19 protein-coding genes are annotated in these 19,955 nt (G+C 68.0%); 10 read left to right on the top strand and 9 right to left on the bottom strand.

The window, feature by feature from the left end; genetic code table 11:
• Positions 1-48: 48 nt before the first annotated feature.
• Positions 49-1,092, bottom strand: a complete 1,044-nt coding sequence (locus Bsp3421_RS29380; RefSeq protein WP_004189550.1) for a rod shape-determining protein — start codon at positions 1,090-1,092, stop codon at positions 49-51.
• A gap of 357 nt (positions 1,093-1,449) precedes the next feature.
• Here Bsp3421_RS29380 and gatC point away from each other — a divergent pair, with 357 nt between their 5' ends.
• From gatC to Bsp3421_RS29350, 6 genes are all read left to right on the top strand, one after another.
• The gene (gene gatC, locus Bsp3421_RS29375) at positions 1,450-1,749 is read left to right on the top strand and encodes an Asp-tRNA(Asn)/Glu-tRNA(Gln) amidotransferase subunit GatC (protein WP_273999625.1); all 300 of its coding nucleotides are present in this window, start codon (positions 1,450-1,452) and stop codon (positions 1,747-1,749) included.
• Between the two features lie 74 nt (positions 1,750-1,823).
• Entirely contained in the window at positions 1,824-3,314 is a 1,491-nt protein-coding gene (gatA, locus tag Bsp3421_RS29370) for an Asp-tRNA(Asn)/Glu-tRNA(Gln) amidotransferase subunit GatA (protein WP_273999624.1), read from the top strand.
• A 2-nt stretch (positions 3,315-3,316) separates the two neighbouring features.
• Positions 3,317-4,786 (top strand): Asp-tRNA(Asn)/Glu-tRNA(Gln) amidotransferase subunit GatB, encoded by a 1,470-nt coding sequence (gene gatB / locus Bsp3421_RS29365; RefSeq protein WP_273999622.1) that lies wholly within the window; start codon positions 3,317-3,319, stop codon positions 4,784-4,786.
• A gap of 123 nt (positions 4,787-4,909) precedes the next feature.
• On the top strand, positions 4,910-5,749 hold the full coding sequence (locus Bsp3421_RS29360) for a PPK2 family polyphosphate kinase (RefSeq protein WP_273999620.1): 840 nt from the start codon (positions 4,910-4,912) through the stop codon (positions 5,747-5,749).
• 31 nt (positions 5,750-5,780) lie between these two features.
• Positions 5,781-6,551, top strand: coding sequence for an exodeoxyribonuclease III (locus Bsp3421_RS29355; protein ID WP_273999618.1), 771 nt, complete (start codon positions 5,781-5,783; stop codon positions 6,549-6,551).
• A gap of 99 nt (positions 6,552-6,650) precedes the next feature.
• A complete protein-coding gene (locus Bsp3421_RS29350; RefSeq protein ID WP_273999617.1) occupies positions 6,651-8,603 on the top strand; it encodes a right-handed parallel beta-helix repeat-containing protein in 1,953 nt (650 codons plus the stop codon).
• 60 nt (positions 8,604-8,663) lie between these two features.
• On the opposite strand, the gene Bsp3421_RS29345 is transcribed toward Bsp3421_RS29350, so the two are convergent.
• The gene (locus tag Bsp3421_RS29345; protein WP_273999615.1) at positions 8,664-9,728 is read right to left on the bottom strand and encodes an NAD(P)-dependent alcohol dehydrogenase; all 1,065 of its coding nucleotides are present in this window, start codon (positions 9,726-9,728) and stop codon (positions 8,664-8,666) included.
• Positions 9,729-9,949: 221 nt separating this feature from the next.
• Between Bsp3421_RS29345 and Bsp3421_RS29340 the strand changes: the two genes are divergently transcribed.
• Positions 9,950-10,894, top strand: a complete 945-nt coding sequence (locus Bsp3421_RS29340) for an AraC family transcriptional regulator (RefSeq protein ID WP_273999613.1) — start codon at positions 9,950-9,952, stop codon at positions 10,892-10,894.
• Between the two features lie 9 nt (positions 10,895-10,903).
• On the opposite strand, the gene Bsp3421_RS29335 is transcribed toward Bsp3421_RS29340, so the two are convergent.
• From Bsp3421_RS29335 to argB, 7 genes are all read right to left on the bottom strand, one after another.
• A complete protein-coding gene (locus tag Bsp3421_RS29335; RefSeq protein ID WP_443111605.1) occupies positions 10,904-11,929 on the bottom strand; it encodes a M48 family metallopeptidase in 1,026 nt (341 codons plus the stop codon).
• Positions 11,820-13,133, bottom strand: coding sequence for an AmpG family muropeptide MFS transporter (locus Bsp3421_RS29330; protein WP_273999609.1), 1,314 nt, complete (start codon positions 13,131-13,133; stop codon positions 11,820-11,822). The genes Bsp3421_RS29335 and Bsp3421_RS29330 overlap by 110 nt, the downstream gene beginning before the upstream one ends.
• Before the next feature lie 15 nt (positions 13,134-13,148).
• Positions 13,149-13,757 carry a methionine biosynthesis protein MetW gene (gene metW, locus Bsp3421_RS29325; protein ID WP_273999608.1) on the bottom strand — a complete coding sequence of 203 codons (609 nt, stop codon included), beginning with the start codon at positions 13,755-13,757 and terminating at the stop codon, positions 13,149-13,151.
• Positions 13,754-14,899: a homoserine O-succinyltransferase MetX gene (metX, locus tag Bsp3421_RS29320; RefSeq protein ID WP_273999607.1), complete on the bottom strand. Its 1,146-nt coding sequence runs from the start codon at positions 14,897-14,899 to the stop codon at positions 13,754-13,756. Before metX ends, metW begins: the two co-directional genes overlap by 4 nt.
• A gap of 359 nt (positions 14,900-15,258) precedes the next feature.
• The gene (gene slmA / locus Bsp3421_RS29315; RefSeq protein ID WP_273999606.1) at positions 15,259-15,936 is read right to left on the bottom strand and encodes a nucleoid occlusion factor SlmA; all 678 of its coding nucleotides are present in this window, start codon (positions 15,934-15,936) and stop codon (positions 15,259-15,261) included.
• Positions 15,903-16,679, bottom strand: a complete 777-nt coding sequence (locus tag Bsp3421_RS29310) for a pyrimidine 5'-nucleotidase (protein ID WP_273999605.1) — start codon at positions 16,677-16,679, stop codon at positions 15,903-15,905. The genes slmA and Bsp3421_RS29310 overlap by 34 nt, the downstream gene beginning before the upstream one ends.
• Positions 16,676-17,575, bottom strand: coding sequence for an acetylglutamate kinase (gene argB, locus Bsp3421_RS29305; RefSeq protein WP_273999603.1), 900 nt, complete (start codon positions 17,573-17,575; stop codon positions 16,676-16,678). The genes Bsp3421_RS29310 and argB overlap by 4 nt, the downstream gene beginning before the upstream one ends.
• A gap of 224 nt (positions 17,576-17,799) precedes the next feature.
• Here argB and Bsp3421_RS29300 point away from each other — a divergent pair, with 224 nt between their 5' ends.
• From Bsp3421_RS29300 to Bsp3421_RS29290, 3 genes are read left to right on the top strand one after another with little or no spacing between them, the layout of a single operon-like run.
• Positions 17,800-18,015, top strand: a complete 216-nt coding sequence (locus tag Bsp3421_RS29300; protein WP_273999601.1) for a cysteine-rich CWC family protein — start codon at positions 17,800-17,802, stop codon at positions 18,013-18,015.
• A gap of 16 nt (positions 18,016-18,031) precedes the next feature.
• Positions 18,032-19,357, top strand: coding sequence for an ATP-binding protein (locus Bsp3421_RS29295; RefSeq protein WP_273999600.1), 1,326 nt, complete (start codon positions 18,032-18,034; stop codon positions 19,355-19,357).
• Complete coding sequence (locus Bsp3421_RS29290; RefSeq protein WP_252982443.1) at positions 19,354-19,896, top strand: response regulator transcription factor; 543 nt, start codon at positions 19,354-19,356, stop codon at positions 19,894-19,896. The genes Bsp3421_RS29295 and Bsp3421_RS29290 overlap by 4 nt, the downstream gene beginning before the upstream one ends.
• The last annotated feature ends 59 nt before the right edge of the window (positions 19,897-19,955 follow it).

Genomic DNA, 19,955 nt, shown 5'->3' with positions numbered 1-19,955 from the left:
TGCGAGCCGGGAGCGCCGCGCGTGCGTCATATGCCGATGCTTAGACGATCACTCGTAGGAGAAGATGCTGCCGAGCTTGTCCATGCGCTCGAGCGCCATGCCGGAGCCGCGCACCACGCAGGTGAGCGGATCCTCGGCGACGAGCACCGGCAGGCCGGTTTCCTCGGCGAGCAGGCGATCGAGGTCGCGCAGCAGCGCGCCGCCGCCCGTCAGCATCATGCCGCGCTCGGCGATATCGGCGCCCAGTTCCGGCGGCGTCTGCTCGAGCGCGATCTTCACGGACGACACGATCTGGTTCAGCGGATCGGTGAGCGCCTCGAGGATTTCGTTGCTGGAGATCGTGAAGCTGCGCGGAATGCCTTCCGACAGGTTGCGGCCCTTGACTTCCATTTCCTTGACTTCGGAGCCCGGGAACGCGGAACCGATTTCCTTCTTGATCGCCTCGGCGGTCTGCTCGCCGATCAGCATGCCGTAGTTGCGGCGGATGTAGTTGACGATCGCCTCGTCGAACTTGTCGCCGCCGACCCGCACCGAGCCCTTGTAGACGATGCCGCCGAGCGAGATCACGCCGACCTCGGTCGTGCCGCCGCCGATATCGACGACCATCGAGCCGGTGGCTTCCGACACCGGCAGGCCCGCGCCGATCGCGGCCGCCATCGGCTCCTCGATCAGGTAGACCTGCGAGGCGCCCGCGCCGTGCGCGGCCTCCTTGATCGCGCGGCGCTCGACCTGGGTCGAGCCGCACGGCACGCAGATGATGATGCGCGGCGACGGCGAGAACATCCGCGATTCGTGGGCGGTCTTGATGAACTGCTTGATCATCTGCTCGGTGACCGTGAAGTCGGCGATCACGCCGTCCTTCATCGGGCGGATCGCCTCGATGTTGCCCGGCACCTTGCCGAGCATCTGCTTGGCTTCCTTGCCGACCGCCTGGATCGTCTTCTTGCCGTTGGGACCGCCTTCCTGGCGGATCGACACAACCGAGGGCTCATCGAGCACGATGCCCTTGCCGCGCATGTAGATGAGGGTGTTTGCGGTGCCGAGATCGATCGCCAGATCGTTGGAGAAGTAGCTGCGCAAAAAACCGAACATTCAGAATCCTGTCTCGCTGTGGGCCGGCCCCGGCGGGGAACGCACGAAGGGCGGCAGCGGAAAAAATAACAGCCTCGGATCGGGCGGGAGCGGCCGCCTCAGGAACGCGAAGCTGCGAGTGAAATCTACCGGGGCCTGCGCGGCCCCTCGACCACCGGGGCGGCAACGCGGGGAAGGCAGCCCGGGTCTGGGTCGAACGCGTAATGATACCTTATAATTTCGCAGTATTTGAATGGTAACGGCCTGTATTTTCGCCGCTTCGCCTCCGATTTTTGAGGGATCGATCGACCCTCCAACCCCCTGCCGCGGCGTGTGTTTTTGCATGCCGCGCAAGCCTTTAGTTCTTCCGGTGACCGCATGGCTCTGACCCTGACCGATGTGAAACGCATCGCGCACCTTGCGCGGCTCGAAATGGCCGACGCCGACGCCGAGCAGACGCTCGGCCAGCTCAACGAATTCTTCGGCCTGGTCGAGCAGATGCAGGCCGTCGACACGACGGGCATCGCGCCCCTCGCCCACCCGATCGAGCAGATCCAGGCGGTCGCGCTGCGGCTGCGCGACGACGCCGTCACCGAGACGGTCGACCGCGACGCGTACCAGCGCCCGGCGCCGGCCGTCCAGGACGGCCTGTACCTCGTGCCGAAGGTGATCGAGTAAGGGGCGCTCGCCGCACCCACCCGCTTTTGCTCGGGACCCCGTCGCGAGCGCTCCAGAATCCAGGAATCCACGCAATGCATGCACACAGCCTGACCGAACTGCGCGCCGCGCTCGACGCCAAGGAGTACTCGGCCGTCGAGCTCGCGCAGCACTATCTGCACCGGATCGACGCGGCGCGCGATCTGAACGCGTTCGTCCATGTCGATCCCGACCTGACGCTCGCGCAGGCGCGCGCCGCCGACGCGGCGCTCGCCCAGGGCGCGGCCGGCCCGCTGGCCGGCCTGCCGATCGCGCACAAGGACGTGTTCGTCACGCGCGGCTGGCGCTCGACCGCCGGCTCGAAGATGCTCGCGAACTACACGAGCCCGTTCGACGCGACCGTCGTCGAGCGGCTCGCCGCCGCCGGCATGGTGACGCTCGGCAAGACCAACATGGACGAGTTCGCGATGGGCTCGTCGAACGAGAACTCGGCGTTCGGCGCGGTGAAGAACCCGTGGGACCGCCGGGCCGTGCCGGGCGGCAGCTCGGGCGGCAGCTCGGCCGCGGTCGCCGCGCGCCTCGCGCCCGCCGCGACCGGCACCGATACCGGCGGCTCGATCCGCCAGCCCGCGTCGTTCGCGGGCGTCACGGGGATCAAGCCGACCTACGGCCGGGTCTCGCGCTACGGCATGATCGCGTTCGCCTCGTCGCTCGACCAGGGCGGCCCGATGGCGCAGAGCGCGGCCGACTGCGCGCTGCTGCTGAACGCGATGGCCGGCTTCGACACGCGCGACTCGACGAGCCTCGAGCGCGACGACGAGGACTTCACGCGCCACCTGGGCCAGGCCTGGACGCCGGACGCGCCGGCCGCCCGGCCGCTCGCGGGCCTGCGCATCGGCCTGCCCGAGGAATATTTCGGCGCGGGCCTCGCGGACGACGTGCGCGCGACGATCGAGGCCGCGCTCAAGCAGTACGAGGCGCTCGGCGCGACGCTCGTGAAGGTGTCGCTGCCCAAGACCGAGCTGTCGATCCCGGTCTACTACGTGATCGCGCCCGCCGAGGCGTCGTCGAACCTGTCGCGTTTCGACGGCGTGCGCTACGGGCACCGGGCGGCCGAGTACCGCGACCTGCTCGACATGTACAAGAAGTCGCGCGCGGAAGGCTTCGGCCCCGAGGTGAAGCGGCGCATCCTGGTCGGCGCCTACGTGCTGTCGCACGGCTACTACGACGCCTACTACCTGCAGGCGCAGAAGATCCGCCGCATCATCGCGCAGGACTTCCAGGAAGCGTTCGAGTCGTGCGACGTGATCATGGGGCCGGCGTCGCCGACCGTCGCGTGGGATCTCGGCGCGAAGGGCGACGATCCGGTGCAGATGTACCTGGCCGACATCTATACGCTGTCGGTGAGCCTCGCCGGCCTGCCCGGCATGAGCGTGCCGTGCGGCTTCGGCGCGGGCGCGAACGCGCAGCGCCCGGTCGGCCTGCAGATCATCGGCAACTATTTCAACGAAGCCCGGATGCTGCAGGTCGCGGACGCGTTCCAGCGCGCGACCGAATGGCACAGGCAAGTTCCGGCGGGGGTGTAAACATGCAATGGGAAGTCGTTATCGGTCTTGAGACGCACGCGCAGCTGTCGACGGCGTCGAAGATCTTCTCCGGCACGTCGACGCAGTTCGGCGCGGCGCCGAACACGCAGGCGAGCCCCGTCGATCTGGCGCTGCCGGGCGTGCTGCCCGTGATGAACCGCGGCGCGGTCGAGCGGGCGATCCGCTTCGGCCTGTCGATCGGCGCGACGATCGCGCCGCGCAGCATCTTCGCGCGCAAGAATTACTTCTACCCGGATCTGCCGAAGGGCTATCAGATCAGCCAGTACGAGATCCCGGTGGTGCAGGGCGGCCAGGTCACGATCCAGGTGCCCGCCAACGAGAAGGCCGGCAAGGATGCCTACGCGAAGACCATCAACCTGACCCGCGCGCACCTCGAGGAGGACGCGGGCAAATCGCTGCACGAGGACTTCGCGGGGATGACGGGCATCGACCTGAACCGCGCGGGCACGCCGCTCCTCGAGATCGTCACCGAGCCGGAAATGCGCAGCGCCGCCGAGGCGGTCGCGTATGCGAAGGCGCTGCACGGCCTCGTCGTGTGGCTCGGGATCTGCGACGGCAACATGCAGGAAGGCTCGTTCCGCTGCGACGCGAACGTGTCGGTGCGCCCGCTCGGCCAGGAGCAGTTCGGCACCCGCGCCGAAATCAAGAACCTGAACTCGTTCCGGTTCCTGGAAGAGGCGATCAACTATGAGGTGCGCCGCCAGATCGAGCTGATCGAGGACGGCGGCGAGGTCGTGCAGGAAACCCGCCTGTACGATCCGGACAAGCGCGAGACGCGCTCGATGCGCAGCAAGGAAGACGCGCACGACTACCGCTATTTCCCCGATCCCGACCTGATGCCGCTCGTGATCGACGACGCATGGGTCGCGCGCGTGCGCGGCGAGCTGCCCGAGCTGCCGGTCGCGATGCAGCGGCGCTTCGGCGAGCAGTACGGCGTGACGCCGTACGATGCGACGGTGCTGACGTCGAGCAAGGCGATGGCCGGCTACTTCGAGGCGGTGGTCGCGAAGGCCGGCGTCGCGCAGGCGAAGACGGTCGCGAACTGGCTGATGGGCGATGTATCGTCGCTGCTCAACCGCGACGGCTTCGAGATCGACGCGAGCCCGGTGTCGGCCGCGCAGCTCGCGCTGCTGTTGCAGCGGATCGCCGACGGCACGATCTCGAACAAGATCGCGAAGGAAATCTTCGCGACAATCTGGGACGAGAAGGCGGCCGACGACGCGGCGGCCGATCGCATCATCGACGCGAAGGGCCTCCGGCAGATTTCCGACACCGGCGCGCTCGAGGCGATCATCGACGCGGTGCTGGCGGCCAACGAGAAGTCGGTCGAGGAATTCCGCGCGGGCAAGGAAAAGGCGTTCAACGCGCTGGTCGGCCAGGCGATGAAGGCGACCAAGGGCAAGGCGAACCCGCAGCAGGTCAACGAGCTGCTCAAGAAGAAGCTCGGCTGAGATCCGCCGGCCGCGAGGCCGGCTCCACACCGCGCGCGGGCCGCGCCGAACCGTCGGGTTCGGGCGGCCCGTGCGCGTCTGGCGCGCGGTCGGCGCCGCATCGCAGGACGACAGGAGAGGCTGATGGCGAAGCAAGCGTCGCTCGACGACTACCGGGTGCCGTACCACACGCGCGAGAAGGAGGCGGCCGCCTTCGCGCTCGACGCCTTCGATGCGGGCGCGAAGCCGTTCTCGACGGGCGGCAAGGAGGCGGACCGCGAGCGCCTGTCGGCTGTGTCCGCGCAGCTCGACGCGCTGCAGGAACGGCTGCATACGCAGACGCGCAAGCGCGTGCTGCTGGTGCTGCAGGGCATGGACACGAGCGGCAAGGACGGCACGGTGCGCGCGGTGTTCCACGAGGTCGATCCGCTCGGCCTGCGGATCGTGTCGTTCAAGGCGCCGACTCCGGTGGAGCTGGCCCACGACTTCCTGTGGCGCGTGCATGCGCAGGCGCCCGCGGCGGGCGAGCTGGCGATCTTCAACCGCAGCCACTACGAGGACGTGCTGGTGCCGCGCGTGCTCGGCACGATCGACGCGGACGAATGCGCGCGGCGCTACCGGCGCATCCGGCAGTTCGAGGAGATGCTGGTCGAGGCCGGCACGACGATCATCAAGTGCTTCCTGCACATCTCGAAGGACGAGCAGCGCGAGCGGTTGCAGGCGCGCATCGACGATCCGGCCAAGCACTGGAAGTTCGACATCTCCGACCTGGAGGCGCGCAAGCACTGGGACGCCTATCAGGCCGCGTATCGCGACGCGCTCGCCGCGACCTCGGACGAGCATGCGCCGTGGTACGTGATCCCCGCCGATTCGAAGACGCACCGCAACGTGATGATCGCCGAGCTGCTCTTGCGCGAGCTGACCGGCATGAAGCTCGAATTCCCGCCGGCGAAGCCCGAGCTGGAAGGCGTCAAGATCCAATAAACCGTAACGTTCATTTTCACTGGAACCCAACATGCTGCGTGTCATTACCGCGAACCTGAACGGCATCCGCTCCGCCGCGAAGAAGGGCTTTTTCGACTGGCTCGGCGAGCAGCGCGCCGATTGCGTGTGCGTGCAGGAAATCAAGGTGTCGGCCGACGACCTGCCGGCCGAGTTCGTCGCGCCGCACGGCTTCAAGGGCTACTTCCACCACGCCGAGAAGAAGGGCTACAGCGGCGCGGGCCTGTACTGCCGCCGCGAGCCGGACGACGTGATCATCGGCTACGGCAGCAGCGAATTCGATGCCGAGGGGCGCTATGTCGAGGCGCGCTTCGGCAAGCTGTCGGTCGTGTCGGTCTACGTGCCGTCGGGGTCGAGCGGCGACGAACGCCAGCAGGCGAAGTACCGCTTCATGGACGAGTTCATGCCGCACCTCGAGGAACTGAAAAGCACCCGCGAGGTGGTCCTGTGCGGCGACGTCAACATCGTCCACAAGGAAATCGACATCAAGAACTGGAAGAGCAACCAGAAGAATTCCGGCTGCCTGCCGGAAGAGCGCGCGTGGCTCACGAAGCTGTTCGACGATGTCGGCTACGTCGACGTGTTCCGCACGCTCGACCCGCGCGCCGAGCAGTACACGTGGTGGAGCAACCGCGGGCAGGCGTACGCGAAGAACGTCGGGTGGCGGATCGATTACCAGATCGCGACGCCGGGCATCGCCGGCAGCGCGAAGGCCACCTCGATCTTCAAGGACATCAAGTTCAGCGATCACGCGCCGCTGACGGTCGATTACGACTACAAGTAAGCCGCCCGCGCGACGACGACCGACCGCCCGTCGGCCGTCCCGCGCGCGGCGCACGCAGGACACGCTCGCGCGGCTCGACGCGCATCGAACGACAATGACATGAGAGAGAGGGCGCGCATGCGCGGAATCGGGATGGTGGCGGCCACGCTGTGCGCCATGCTGGCGATGGGGCCGGCGGCGGCGCGAGACATCTACGTTGTGCCGACGGGGTCCGACAGCGCAGACGGGGGGCCGCAGACGCCGGTTGCCTCGCTCGGCAAGGCCAAGGGCATGGTGCGGGCGCTGTTGAGCACGGGGACGCTCAACGAGGACATCCACGTGAAGCTCGGCGACGGCGTCTATTTCATCGACGGGCCGCTGATCTTCACGAACGATGATTCCGGGACGGCCCGCACGCGGGTCTACTACGAGAACCAGCCCGGCGCGCAGCCGCGGATCGTCGGCGGCCTCACCACGAAGCTGAACTGGCAGCGCTACTCGGGCCCGATCTGGGTGGCGTCCATCGATCCGTACAGCTATCTGGCCGCCTATGACCGGAACGGGCAGCGGGTCGCCAACCCGGTGTTCCGGGACCTGTACGTCAACCGTAAGCCGGCGATCCGCGCGCGCTATCCGAAGCTGACGTCGGTTCCGGCAGGTTCCTACCTGAAGACGAGCGACTGGAACAAGAGCGCGAAATTTCCGCAGATCGCCCTTGCTTCGGGCGCGCCGGATCTCGCCGCGATCGTGGCGAAGCAGGGCGCGGATTGCGCGAACGCAAGCAAGCGGCATCCGGTGGAATTTATCAGCCAGCAGCAGTGGACGCAGAGCGCGATCCGCATCGCCGCCGTCGACCGCGTGACGTCCGGGGGCACGGCGGCCCTGTCGCTGCGCCCGTGCGTGGCGGAACTGAGCGCACTGCAGCACGGCGACGGGGCGGGGACGCTGCTGTCCGTTTCACCGTACCACCTCGAAAACGCGCTCGATTTCCTGAGCGCGACCAGCGAGTGGTACTTCGATGCGGAGGCGTCGAAGCTGTATTACCAGCCGCCCGACGGCGCGGATCCGAACGCGATGGAATTCATGATCCCCACGCTCGAAACCCTGATCCGCATCCAGGGTCGTTCCGCGAGCCAGCCGGTCATGAATCTGACCTTCACCGGTCTGACGTTCGAGAACACGACGTTCTACGACCCCGCGAGCTATGGCTACGTGAACCAGCAGGCCAGCATGTACCGGCGCGGTGACAGCTATGTCCGCCAGCCGGCCGCGGTGAGCGCGAGCTATGTCCAGGGGCTGGTCTTTACCGGCAATACCTTCATGAATCTCGGCGCGGAAGGCTTGCAGCTGATCGATTCCAGCCGCGACGACAGCGTGACGGGGAACGTGTTCCATGACATCGGCGGCAGTTGCCTGAGCCTGGGCGGCGGCGGCCCGGGAAGCCCGTCGTCCACGGGGCTGTCGGATCACGATACGGTCACGAAAAATAATATCTGGTCCTGCGGCACCCGCTACGCGGGCTCCGTCGGGATCTTCGCGATGTATGCGAAGGGCCTCACGGTGTCGGGGAATCAGCTGCGCTATCTGCCGTACACCGGCATCAGCGTCGGCTGGGGATGGGGCGACGTCGACGTCGGCATGAATGCGAATGTCGTCACGGGCAACAATGTGTTCGATTTCATGCAGCTGCTTTACGACGGCGGGGCGATCTATACGCAGGGCGTCCAGCAGCAGTCCGAGATCAGCGGGAACAGAATCGGGAACATGCAATTGTCGAAGCTGTACTGCGGGTACCCGCCTACGGGCATCTACCTCGACCAGGGCAGCGACTACCTGACCGTGCGCGACAATCTCATGCGCAAGGTGGGCACGCTCGACGGCAAAGTGGACTCGATGATCAAGCTGAACGTGGGCAGGACGCCCCTGCACAACTGGGTCGTCAACAACCGCGCGTCGAACTCGGACGCCAATTGGTTCGGTGTGGACAAGGATGCAAGCTGGGCCGATACGGTGAACTGGGCGCCGATCAACCCGCAGGTGCCGGCGAGCCCGGACAATTCGTGCCAACAGTAGTGAAACCCGCGCGCGCAGCCGGCCTGGCCGCGCGCGCGGATGATGCGTCCGCGTTTGCGCTCAGGCCGCCTGCTGCGTCTTGAGCGACGCGAGATCGACCACGAACCGATACTTCACGTCGCTCTTCAGCATCCGTTCGTAGGCCGTGTTGATCTGCTGCATCGGAATCACCTCGATCTCCGACGTGATGCCGTGCTGCGCGCAGAAATCGAGCATCTCCTGCGTTTCGGCGATGCCGCCGATCAGCGAGCCGGCGAGGCGGCGGCGCTTGAAGATCAGGTTGAACACCTGCGGCGACGGATGATCGTGCTCGGGCGCGCCGACCAGCGTCAGCGTGCCGTCGCGCTTGAGCAGGTTCAGGAACGGATTCAGGTCGTGCGGCGCGGCCACGGTGTTGACGATCAGGTCGAAGCTGTTCAGGTGCGCGTTCATCTGCGCGTCGTCCTTCGAGATCACCACTTCGTGCGCGCCGAGGCGCTTGCCGTCCTCGATCTTCGACGGCGAGGTCGTGAACAGCACGACGTGCGCGCCCATCGCGCGGGCGAGCTTGACGCCCATGTGGCCGAGGCCGCCGAGACCGACGATGCCCACCTTCTTGCCCGGCCCCGCGCCCCATTGACGCAGCGGCGAGTAGGTCGTGATGCCCGCGCACAGCAGCGGCGCGGCGCCCGCGGGGTCGAGCGTGTCGGGCACGCGCAGCACGAACGCCTCGTCGACGATGATCTGCGACGCGTAGCCGCCATAGGTGGTCGCGCCCGTCAGGCGGTCCCGGCCGTTGTAGGTGCCGACGAAGCCGTTCTCGCAATACTGTTCGAGGCCCTCGGCGCAGCTCGGGCAGGTGCGGCACGCATCGACCAGGCAGCCGACGCCGACCAGGTCGCCCATCTTGAAGCGCGACACGTCCGCGCCCGTCGCCGTGATCCGGCCGACGATCTCATGGCCCGGCACCACCGGGTAGATCGTGTTGCGCCATTCGTTGCGCGCCTGGTGAAGATCGGAATGGCAGACGCCGCAGTACAGGATCTCGATCTGCACGTCGAGTTCGCGCAGCGCGCGCGGCTCGAACGAGAACGGGGCGAGCGGCGTGCGGGCGTCGGCCGCCGCGTAGGCTTGAATGGGGGACATGAAGGACTCCTGACTCGGAACACAAGGGATGCGCCGCATTCGCGCGCATGGCGATGGGGCGGCGGCATGGGTTCCCATGCTAAGGAGGCGGGGAGGCGGACGGAATACCTGATCGTCTTGGATGTTTGCCTATTCCTCCACGATTGTCGTGCGCGTGCCGCGAACGTCAGCGATCGGTGCTAGATTGCGAGCCTGATTCTCCAGCGAACGACGACCGGACGATGAGCTTTCAAACCCTTTCCTCCGACGATGGCGCGCACGCGCAGCGCCGCATGATCGAACTGCTCACGCGGCTCGCCCCTCGCGAGGGGTTCACGCAGGCGTCGCTCGAAGGCGTGTACTTCATCCGCGCCGACCGCCCGATGCCGCGCCGGCCCGTGCTGTACGAGCCGAGCATCATCGTGGTGTGCCAGGGGCGCAAGCACGGCTATCTCGGCGAACAGACCTTCGTGTACGACCCGCGGCAGTATCTGGTGCTGTCGGTGCCGCTGCCGTTCGAGTGCGAAACCCAGGCCACGCCGGACGAGCCGTTTCTCGCGATCTCGATCCGCGTCGATCTGTCGGTGATCGCCGAGCTGGCGATCCTGCTCGACGAAACCCACGGCGCGATCGCCGCCGAGCCGCGCGGCGTCTACTCGACGCCGCTCGACACGCCGCTCGCCGACGCGGTGCTGCGCCTCCTGGAGGCGCTCGCCTCGCCCGCCGATACGCGCGTGCTGGGGCCGTCGATCATGCGCGAGATCGGTTACCGCGTGCTGACGGGCGAGCAGGGCGACGCGATCCGCGCGGCGCTCGCGCAGCAGCATCATTTCGGCCGGATCGCGAAGACGCTGCGGCGGATCCACGCGAACCTGGAGCAGGATCTCGACGTCGAGACGCTCGCGCGCGAGGCCGGCATGAGCCTCGCGGCCTTTCATGCGCAATTCAAGAGCGTGACCGCGACCTCGCCGATGCAATACGTGAAGGCGGCGCGCCTGCATCAGGCGCGGCTCATGATGGTGCAGGACGGCGTGAGCGCGGGCGCGGCGGCGGCGCGGGTCGGCTATGCGAGCGCGTCGCAGTTCAGCCGCGAGTTCAAGCGGCTGTTCGGCCGCAATCCGAGCGAGGAGTTGCGCTGGGCGCAGGCGGGCGGCGAGCGGCCGCTCGCGCTCGATCCGTCCCGCTGACGGGGTGGCTCAGCGGCCGACGAGACGGCGGCGCTTCGCGCTGATGCCCGCGTAGCTCGGCAGCGTGTCGAGATTCTTGCCGATGGCCTTCGCGTAGAGCGGCATCAGGTCGCCCAGGCGCTTGAGCAGATCCTGCCGGCGGCGCGCATCGTAGGGGTGGGTGTAGATGAAGCCGTCTTCCTTGTCCGCGCGGGTCGCGGCGGCGAGCTTGTCCCACAGCGTGATGGCGGCGCGCGGATCGAAGCCCGCGCGCGCGGCGATGTCGCCGCCGATCACGTCGGCCTCGGTCTCGTCGGTCGGATCGTAGCGCAGCGCCGCGAGCCGCTCGCCGTTGCCGATCTGCGCGGGCAACGGCGCCGCGAGCCCGAACAGCGACGGCATCGGATTCGCGCCGATGGTGGGCGGCTGCTCGCCGAGGCTGGCGCGCGCATGCTCGCGCAGCGCATGGGCGATCTCATGCGCGAGCAGCAGGCCGAGTTCGTCGTCGCTGAGGCGCAGCCGGTCGAGCAGGCCGCTGTCGATCAGGATCTTGCCGCCGGGCAGGCAGGCCGCGCGGATCGTGCGCGAGCGGATCACGTTGATTTCCCAGTTCCAGTTCCGGACCCGGTCGTTCCATTTCACCGAATACGGCGCGAGCTTCCCGACGATCGCGGACACGCGCCGGACCCGGGCATTGCCCGCGGGCAGCAGGCGATCGTTTTGCGCTGCGCCCTGCACGAGCTGGCGGTATTCGGCCGCCGTGACCTGTTCGAGCAGCGGCGACGGAATCAGGTTGCGGAACGCGATCGCATTGCCGTAGCGGAGCTGCGGCGGGGATTCCGGCGAGGCCGCGTGGTCGGCCGGCGCGACGGCGTCGCCCGCCAGCGCGTGCGTGGCCGCCAACAGCGTGACACCGGCGCAGGCGGCCCGGGCGGCACGCCGCAGTTCAGCCTGCACGGACGGCCTCGGGGCTCGCGTCGCCGCCGCGCCACGGCGCGACCTTGAACAGCAGCAGCATGCCGGGGATGCCGAGCGCGGCGCACACCAGGAAGTAATCGAACCAGCCGATCTGCGTGACGATGAAGCCGCTCGACGCGGAGGCGAGCGTGCGCGGCACCGAGGCGAGGCTCGTGAACAGCGCGAACTGCGTCGCGGTGTAGCGCGGGTCGGTGGTGCTCGCGATGTAGGCGGTGAACGCGGCCAGCGTGAGGCCCGTGGAGAAGGTCTCGAAGCCGTAGATGCCCGCCATCAGCACGGGCGACGGGCCGACCTTGGCGAGCCAGGCGAAGCCGAGCGTCGAGACGATCTGCAGCACGCCGAAGATCCACAGCCCGCGCGCGATGCCGATCTTCATCAGCCAGATCCCGCCGATGATGCCGCCCGCGAGGCTGGCCCAGAACGCGGTGGTCTTGGCGAGCACGCCGATCTGGGTCTTGTTGAAGCCGATGTCGAGGAAGAACGACGTCGACAGCGTGGTGGCCATCGTGTCGCCGAGCTTGAACAGGAAGATGAACGCGAGCACGAGGAGCGCGCCGCGCCAGCCGTCGCGCCCGATGAATTCGCGGAACGGCAGGATCACCGCGTCGCGCAGGTTCTTCGGCGGGATGCCGTGCACCTCGGGCTCGCGCACGAAGAACGTCATCAGGATACCGGGCAGCATGAATGCGGCGGTGAGCGCGAACACCGCGTCCCAGGGCAGGTGATCGGACAGGATCAGCGACAGCGAGCCGGGGATCAGCGCGGCGACCTTGTACGCGTTCACGTGCACGGCGTTGCCGAGGCCCTGCTCGGTGTCGCGCAGCAGTTCGCGGCGATAGGCGTCGATCACGATGTCGGCGCTGGCGCCGAAGAACGCGACGAGCGTGGTGAGCGCGGCGACGGTCCAGATCGAGTCGCGCGGCGACACGAAGCCGAGCGCGGCGATCGCGCCCGCGACCAGCAGCTGCGTGACGAGCATCCAGCCGCGCCGGCGGCCGGGCCGCCAGCCGGGCAGGCGCGGCAGGAAGCGGTCCATCAGCGGCGCCCACAGGAATTTCCACGTATACGGGAACTGGATCAGCGCGAACAGGCCGATTTCCTTCAGGTTCACGCCTTCCGAGCGCAGCCATGCCTGCACCAGATAGACGAGCGTGAACAGCGGCAGACCCGACGTGAAGCCCAGGAACACGCAGATCAGCATGTGCGTATTCAGGTAGGCGCGCCAGCCGGCGTGCCCTTCGTGAGCGTTGAGGGCGGCGGAATCGTGCTGCGGTTTCGTCATGGAGGAGTACTAGGGTTATCTGCGCTTGACACGGTAGACCGCAAGACTACCACGCCAGTTCACCCCCCACCGGATCGGCTGGCCGTCGTGCAGCACCACGCGATCGAGAATCTCGATGCCGACTTCCGGCGCGAGCGCCTCGAAATCGCGGATGGTCAGCACCCGCACGTTCGGCGTGTTGTGCCACTGGTACGGCAGCGATTTCGACACCGGCATGCGGCCCTGCATCACCGACAAACGGTGCGCCCAGTAGCCGAAATTCGGGAACGACACGATGCACTCGCGGCCGACCCGCACCGTCTCGCGCAGGATCTGGGCGGTCTGGTGGATGGTCTGCAGGGTTTGCGACAGCACCGCGAAATCGAAGCTGTGATCCTCGAACAGCTTGAGGCCGTCCTCGAGGTTCTGCTGGATCACGTTGACGCCGTTGCGCGTCGATGCGAGCACGCCCGCGTCGTTGATCTCGATGCCGTAGCCCACCACGTCCAGCTCCTCGGCGAGCAGCGACAGCAGCGTGCCGTCGCCGCAGCCGAGATCGAGCACGGTCGAGCGGGGTTCGACCCAGCGGGCGATCGCGCGGAAATCGGCGCGGGCGGACAGGGCGTTCAGCGCTTGCGGGTTCATGCGCCCACCTCGTTGGCGATGCGTTCGTAATAGGCGCGCATCAGGTTGTGATAGCGCGCGTCGTCGAGCAGGAAGGCGTCGTGCCCGTGGGGCGCGTCGATCTCCGCGTAGGTGACCGTGCGCCGGTTGTCGAGCAGCGCCTTCACGATCTCGCGCGAGCGGGCGGGCGCGAAGCGCCAGTCGGTCGTGAAGCCCGCGATCAGGTATTTCGCGCGGGTGTGCGCGACCGCCGCGCTCAGGTTGCCGCCGAACGCCTTCGCCGGATCGAAGTAGTCGAGCGCGCGCGTGATCAGCAGGTAGGTGTTCGCGTCGAAGTAGTCGGCGAACTTGTCGCCCTGGTAGCGCAGGTACGACTCCACCTCGAATTCGACGTCGAAGTTGAAGTTGTAGGCGTCGAGCGCGCCCTCCGCGCGGCGCAGCGCACGGCCGAATTTCTCCGCCATGTCGTCGTCGGACAGATAGGTGATGTGGCCGATCATGCGCGCGACGCGCAGGCCGCGACGCGGCTTCACGCCGTGCGCGTAGTAGTCGCCGCCGTGAAAATCGGGGTCCGACAGGATCGCGGAGCGCGCGACCTCGTTGAACGCGATGTTCTGCGCGGACAGCTTGGGCGTCGACGCGATGTCGATGCAGTGCGCGACCCGCTCCGGATACATCAGGCTCCACGCGAAGGCCTGCATGCCGCCGAGGCTGCCGCCCATGACCGCGGCGAAGCGTTCGATGCCGAACGCATCGGCGACGCGCGCCTGCGCGTGCACCCAGTCCTCGACGGTCAGCACCGGAAAGCGCGCGCCGTACGGCGTGCCGGTGGCCGGGTCGAGGCTCATCGGGCCGGTGGAGCCGAAGCAGGAGCCGAGGTTGTTGACGCCGATCACGAAGAAGCGGTTGGTGTCGAGCGGCTTGCCCGGGCCGACCATGTTGTCCCACCAGCCGGTGTTGCGCGGATCGTCCGCGTAGACCCCGGCGACGTGATGGGATGCGTTGAGCGCGTGACAGACGAGCACCGCGTTCGAGCGCGCGGCGTTGAGTTCGCCGTAGGTCTCGACGACGAGCTGGTAGTTGCCGAGGACGCTGCCGCTCTGCAGGCGCAGCGGCTCGGCGAAGTGCATGGTCTGTGGAGCGACGATGCCGATCGATTCCATTCGTTCCGCCTTATGACTGGGCGGCTAAATGGTGTCGGCGGGCGCGGGGTGAGGCGGGGCGCGGCTGACGACCTCTTTAGCCGCATTTCTATTGAACCCGGCCGGGACCCCTGTCCTGGTGGTTCGCGCGCCCGCAATCGAGTCAGCAAATCGGCGCGTCGGCTGCCTTGGCCATCCTCGGACGGCGGCAGACAACCGCGCAAGTATAGCGGAACTCGGATGGGGGCGCGACGATGCCGCCGCGCGCGCCTGCGCATGGCGTTCGGCATGCGTGCCGCCGCGAGCGTCGAGCAAGGCCCGGCGTTCGCGGCGGCTTGCAGGGAACGGTGCCCCTGCGCGCGGCGCCGAGGTCGGCCCGGCTACTGGAGGATCAGGCGCAGCTTGGCGTCCGAATGCTCGCCGGGCGGCTTCGCGAAGCCGCTGCGCGCATACTGGCTCCATGCGCCCAGGACGAAATTGAGCAGCAGGCTTGCGCGCACGGCGGGATCGTAGTCGGCCGGCAGCGGCACGGCGCCCGGTTCCGCGGCGCCGTCCGCCGCGCTGCGCGCGACGCGCAGGCACTGCCGCAGCGACGCCTCGACCCGGTCGAGCAGCCGGTTGACCCGTTCGCTGAGGCTCGCGTGCTCGCCCACGAGCGCTTCTCCGGTCAGCACGCGCGTCATGCCGGGATTCTTCTCGGCGAAGTTCAGCAGCATCAGCGCGATCGCGCGCGCCTGCAGCACGCCGTCCTGTTCCTTCGCGACGATCTGGTTGATCAGGCCGAAGAAGGTTTCCTCGATGAAATCGATGAGCCCTTCGAACATCTTCGCCTTGCTCGGGAAATGCCGGTACAGCGCGGCTTCCGACACGGCGAGCCGCGCCGCGAGCGCGGCGGTGGTGATCTTCTCGATCCTGGGCGCCTCGAGCATCGCGGCGAGCGTCTGCAGGATATGCACGCGGCGCTCGCCCGGCTTCGGGCGGGCGCGGGGACGGGCCGGCTGGCCGGCGTCGTCGTCTGGCGGGGTTACGGCCGGATCCTGCGGTTGAGTCGGTTGCATTTCTGTCGCCCCGATCGAGTGCCCAATCGCAGCGATTTTAACGAACCAATGCGACGATCGACATAGTGCGGTCGCCCGACCTTCTGCGTATGGTCGGGCAGGTGCCCGGTGATCCATACCGTGCGCAGGCCGAGCCGCTTGTAGCGCTTCAGGTGGCTGCGCGTGTCCTCGACCAGGATCGCGTCGGCCAGCCGCGCCCGCGCGTCGCGCAGCGCGCGGCGCAGCATCGCCGCGTCGGGCTTGGCGCGCCACGCGCGCAGGCGGCGCCGGTCGCGCATGTGCTCGATCGCGATCACCCGCTCGAACAGCCGCTCGATGCCCAGTTCGCGCAGCACGTCGCGCGCGTAATCCTCCGGCGCGTTGGTCAGGATGATCTTGCGGCCGGGCAGCGCGGCGACCACGCGCGCGAGCCCGCGCTCGGCGCGCACCATCGACGGCAGGTCGGGAAAAGTATGGACGATCCTCAGAAAATCGTGCGGATCGATCGGGTGATGCCGCACGAGGCCCAAAAGCGCGGCGCCGTAGCGGTGCGTGTAGTGGGTGCGCAGGTAGTCGGCCCGGGCGGGGTCGACCTGCAGCGTATCGATGATGTATTGCGTCATCGCCCGGTTGATGGCCGGGAAGATCGCGTGCGACGCGTGGTGCAGCGTGTTGTCGAGGTCGAACAGCCAGACCGGCCGGCCCGCCCGCGGCCGGGGGCGCGGCGGGCGGCGCCGGGCGGGCGCGGCGGGCGCCGCGCTCAATGCGAGCGGATCATCGTGCCGAACGGCTGTTCCGTCAGGATTTCGAGCAGCACCGAATGCTCGATCCGGCCGTCGACGATGTGGACCGACTTCACGCCGCTCTTCGCCGCGTCGAGCGCCGACGAGATCTTCGGCAGCATGCCGCCCGAGATCGTGCCGTCCTCGAACAGCGCGTCGATCTCGCGCGCCGACAGATCGGTGAGCAGGTTGCCATCCTTGTCCATCACGCCCGGGATGTTCGTCATCATCACGAGCTTCTCGGCGTTCAGCACGGTCGCGAGCTTGCCCGCGACGAGGTCGGCGTTGATGTTGTACGACAGGCCCTGCTCGTCGAAGCCGATCGGCGAGATCACCGGGATGAACGCGTCGTCCTGCAGCGCCTTCACGACCGCGGGGTTGATCGCCTCGACCTCGCCGACCTGGCCGATGTCGACGTACTGGCCGGGATTGTCGCGATCCGGCATCAGCAGCTTGCGCGCGTGGATCAGGCCGCCGTCCTTGCCGGTCAGGCCGACCGCGTGGCCGCCGAAGTGATTGATCAGCATCACGATGTCCTGCTGCACCTCGCCGCCGAGCACCCACTCGACGACTTCCATCGTCTCCTCGTCGGTCACGCGCATGCCCTGGATGAAGGTGCCCTGCTTGCCGATCTTCTTGAGCGCCTGGTCGATCTGCGGGCCGCCGCCGTGCACGATCACCGGATTGATGCCGACCAGCTTGAGCAGGATCACGTCGCGCGCGAAGCCCTGCTTGAGCCGTTCCTCGGTCATGGCATTGCCGCCGTATTTGATCACCACGGTCTTGCCGTGATAGCGGCGAATGTACGGCAGCGCCTCCGCGAGGATTTCGGCTTTCAGCGTGGGGGCGATCTGCGAGAGGTCGATAGGCTCGGACATGGCGGCGGCTCAGGCTGGGAACGGTTGAAACAGGCCGAATTGTACAGGACTGGCGCAGTGCAGCATGCGGTTTTTGACCGTTCGGCCGGGCGTCGGAGGCCCGCCCGGGCCGGGTTTCCCGTCGATAAAAAGGGGGGGCGATCGGGGCGCGGCCGGGCAGGCAATTTCCGCCGGCCGCGCTATGCTTGTAGCGACACCCTCGCCGCTTCCCACTTCCCACTTCGATGACCGACGCCGCCGAACCCGCCATCGCGATCAAGCGCTGTCCGCGCTGCGGCCGCTCGTTCGACTGCGGCGCGCGCACCGCGCCGTTCATGTGCTGGTGCCAGGCCATGCCGAGCCTGCCGCCGGCCCCCCGGCCGGCGGGCGGCGCGCGCTGCCTGTGCCCGGAATGCCTCGCGGACGAAATCGCGCGGCGGGTCTCGGCGGAGCGTGGGTAGGAGGTAAACTGCGCGGATGCAACGAATCCGAATCACCACCACCGGCCGCGTCAACCTGAGCCACTTGTTCTGGTTGCGCAATCTGGCGATCATCGGGCAACTCGTCACGATCGCGGTCGTCCAGGCTTACTTCGGCGTCCATCTGCCGCTGCCCGCGATGCTCATGGTCATCGCGCTCGAGATCGTTTTCAATGCGCTGACCTGGGTGCGCGTCCTGCGCGCGCGCCCCGAGACCAACTTCGAGCTGCTCGGCCAGCTGTGGGTCGACCTCGGCGCGCTGTCGGCGCTGCTGTTCCTGTCGGGCGGCACCACCAATCCGTTCGTATCGCTGTACCTGCCGTCGCTCGCGATCGCGGCCGCGGTGCTGCCGTGGCACCTGATGATCTGGCTCGCCGCGTTCGCGGTCGCCTGCTACCTGGCGCTCGGTTTCGATTCGGTGCCGCTCAATCTCGACAACCCGGCCAACCTGTTCGACTATTTCCGCGCCGGGATGTGGGTGAACTTCATGGTCAGCGTCGGCTTGATCGCCTGGTTCGTCGCGCGCATGTCGAGCGCGCTGCGCCAGCGCGACGCGGCGCTCGGCGACGCGCAGCAGCTGCTGTTGCGCGACGAACGCGCGGTCGCGCTCGGCGTGCAGGCCGCCACGGTCGCGCACGAGATGGGCACGCCGCTGTCGACCATCGCGATGCTGGCGGAGGAGCTGCGCGACGCGGCGCGCACCGACCCGGGGCTCGCCCGCTACGAGGCGGACCTGAAGGTGCTGGAGGAGCAGATGGCGCAATGCACGTCGGCGCTCGCGCGGCTCAGGAGCCGGGCGAGCGAGCCCGCGAGCCGGCAGCCCGTCGCGCACTGGCTCGACAGTTTCGTCCAGCACTGGCGGCTGCGCCATCCGCATGTGCGCTTCGAGCAGCTGGGCGCGCAGCCCGCCGGGGTCGCGCTCGACGACACGGTCGCCGCCGGGCAGATCCTGACCATCCTGCTCGACAATGCCGCCCGCGCGAGCCGCGATCGCGTTACGCTGGCGGCGAAGCTCGTGCACGACGGCGCGCGCGACGAGATCGAATTCGAGGTCTGCGACAACGGCCCCGGCATTCCGGCCGCGCTGCGCGACCAGCTCGGCGCGATGCCGGTCGACAGCACGCAGGGCGGCCACGGCGTCGGCCTGTACCTTGCATTCAGCGCGGCGGCGCGGCTGGGCGGCTCGATCGAGCTGGCCGACGCGAAGCCGCGCGGCACCCGCGCATGGCTGCGGCTGCCGGCGGTGCGCGAAGTCGCGCCCGCGGCCCGCGGCGCCGGCCACGACTCAACGACACACGCTGACCAGATGGAGAACGACAGATGAGCGACAACCACTTCCTCGTGATCGACGACAACGAGGTGTTCGCGGGCACGCTCGCGCGCGGGCTGGAACGCCGCGGCTACACGGTGCGGCAGGCGCACAACAAGGACGAGGCGCTGCGGCTCGCGGCCGAGCAGCAGTACCAGTTCATCACCGTCGACCTGCATCTCGGCGAAGACTCCGGCCTGAGCCTGATCGCGCCGCTGTGCGACCTGCAGGCGGACGCGCGGATCCTGGTGCTGACGGGCTATGCGAGCATCGCGACCGCGGTTCAGGCGGTGAAGGACGGCGCGGACAACTACCTCGCGAAGCCGGCCAACGTCGAATCGATCCTGGCCGCGCTGCAGACCAATGCCACCGAGGTGCAGGCGGAAGAGGCGTTGGAGAACCCGGTCGTGCTGTCGGTCGATCGGCTCGAATGGGAGCACATCCAGCGCGTGCTCGCGGAAAACAACAACAACATCTCGGCGACGGCGCGCGCGCTCAACATGCACCGCCGCACGCTGCAGCGCAAGCTCGCGAAGAAGCCGGTGCGGCAGTAAGCGCGCGGCGGCGCGCCGGCGCGCGCCAAGACAAACGGGCGGTTCCCGCGAGGGAGCCG

It is taken from the genome of Burkholderia sp. FERM BP-3421 (assembly GCF_028657905.1).
GTDB lineage: Bacteria > Pseudomonadota > Gammaproteobacteria > Burkholderiales > Burkholderiaceae > Burkholderia.
This window is presented reverse-complemented; position numbering and strand designations above follow the sequence as displayed.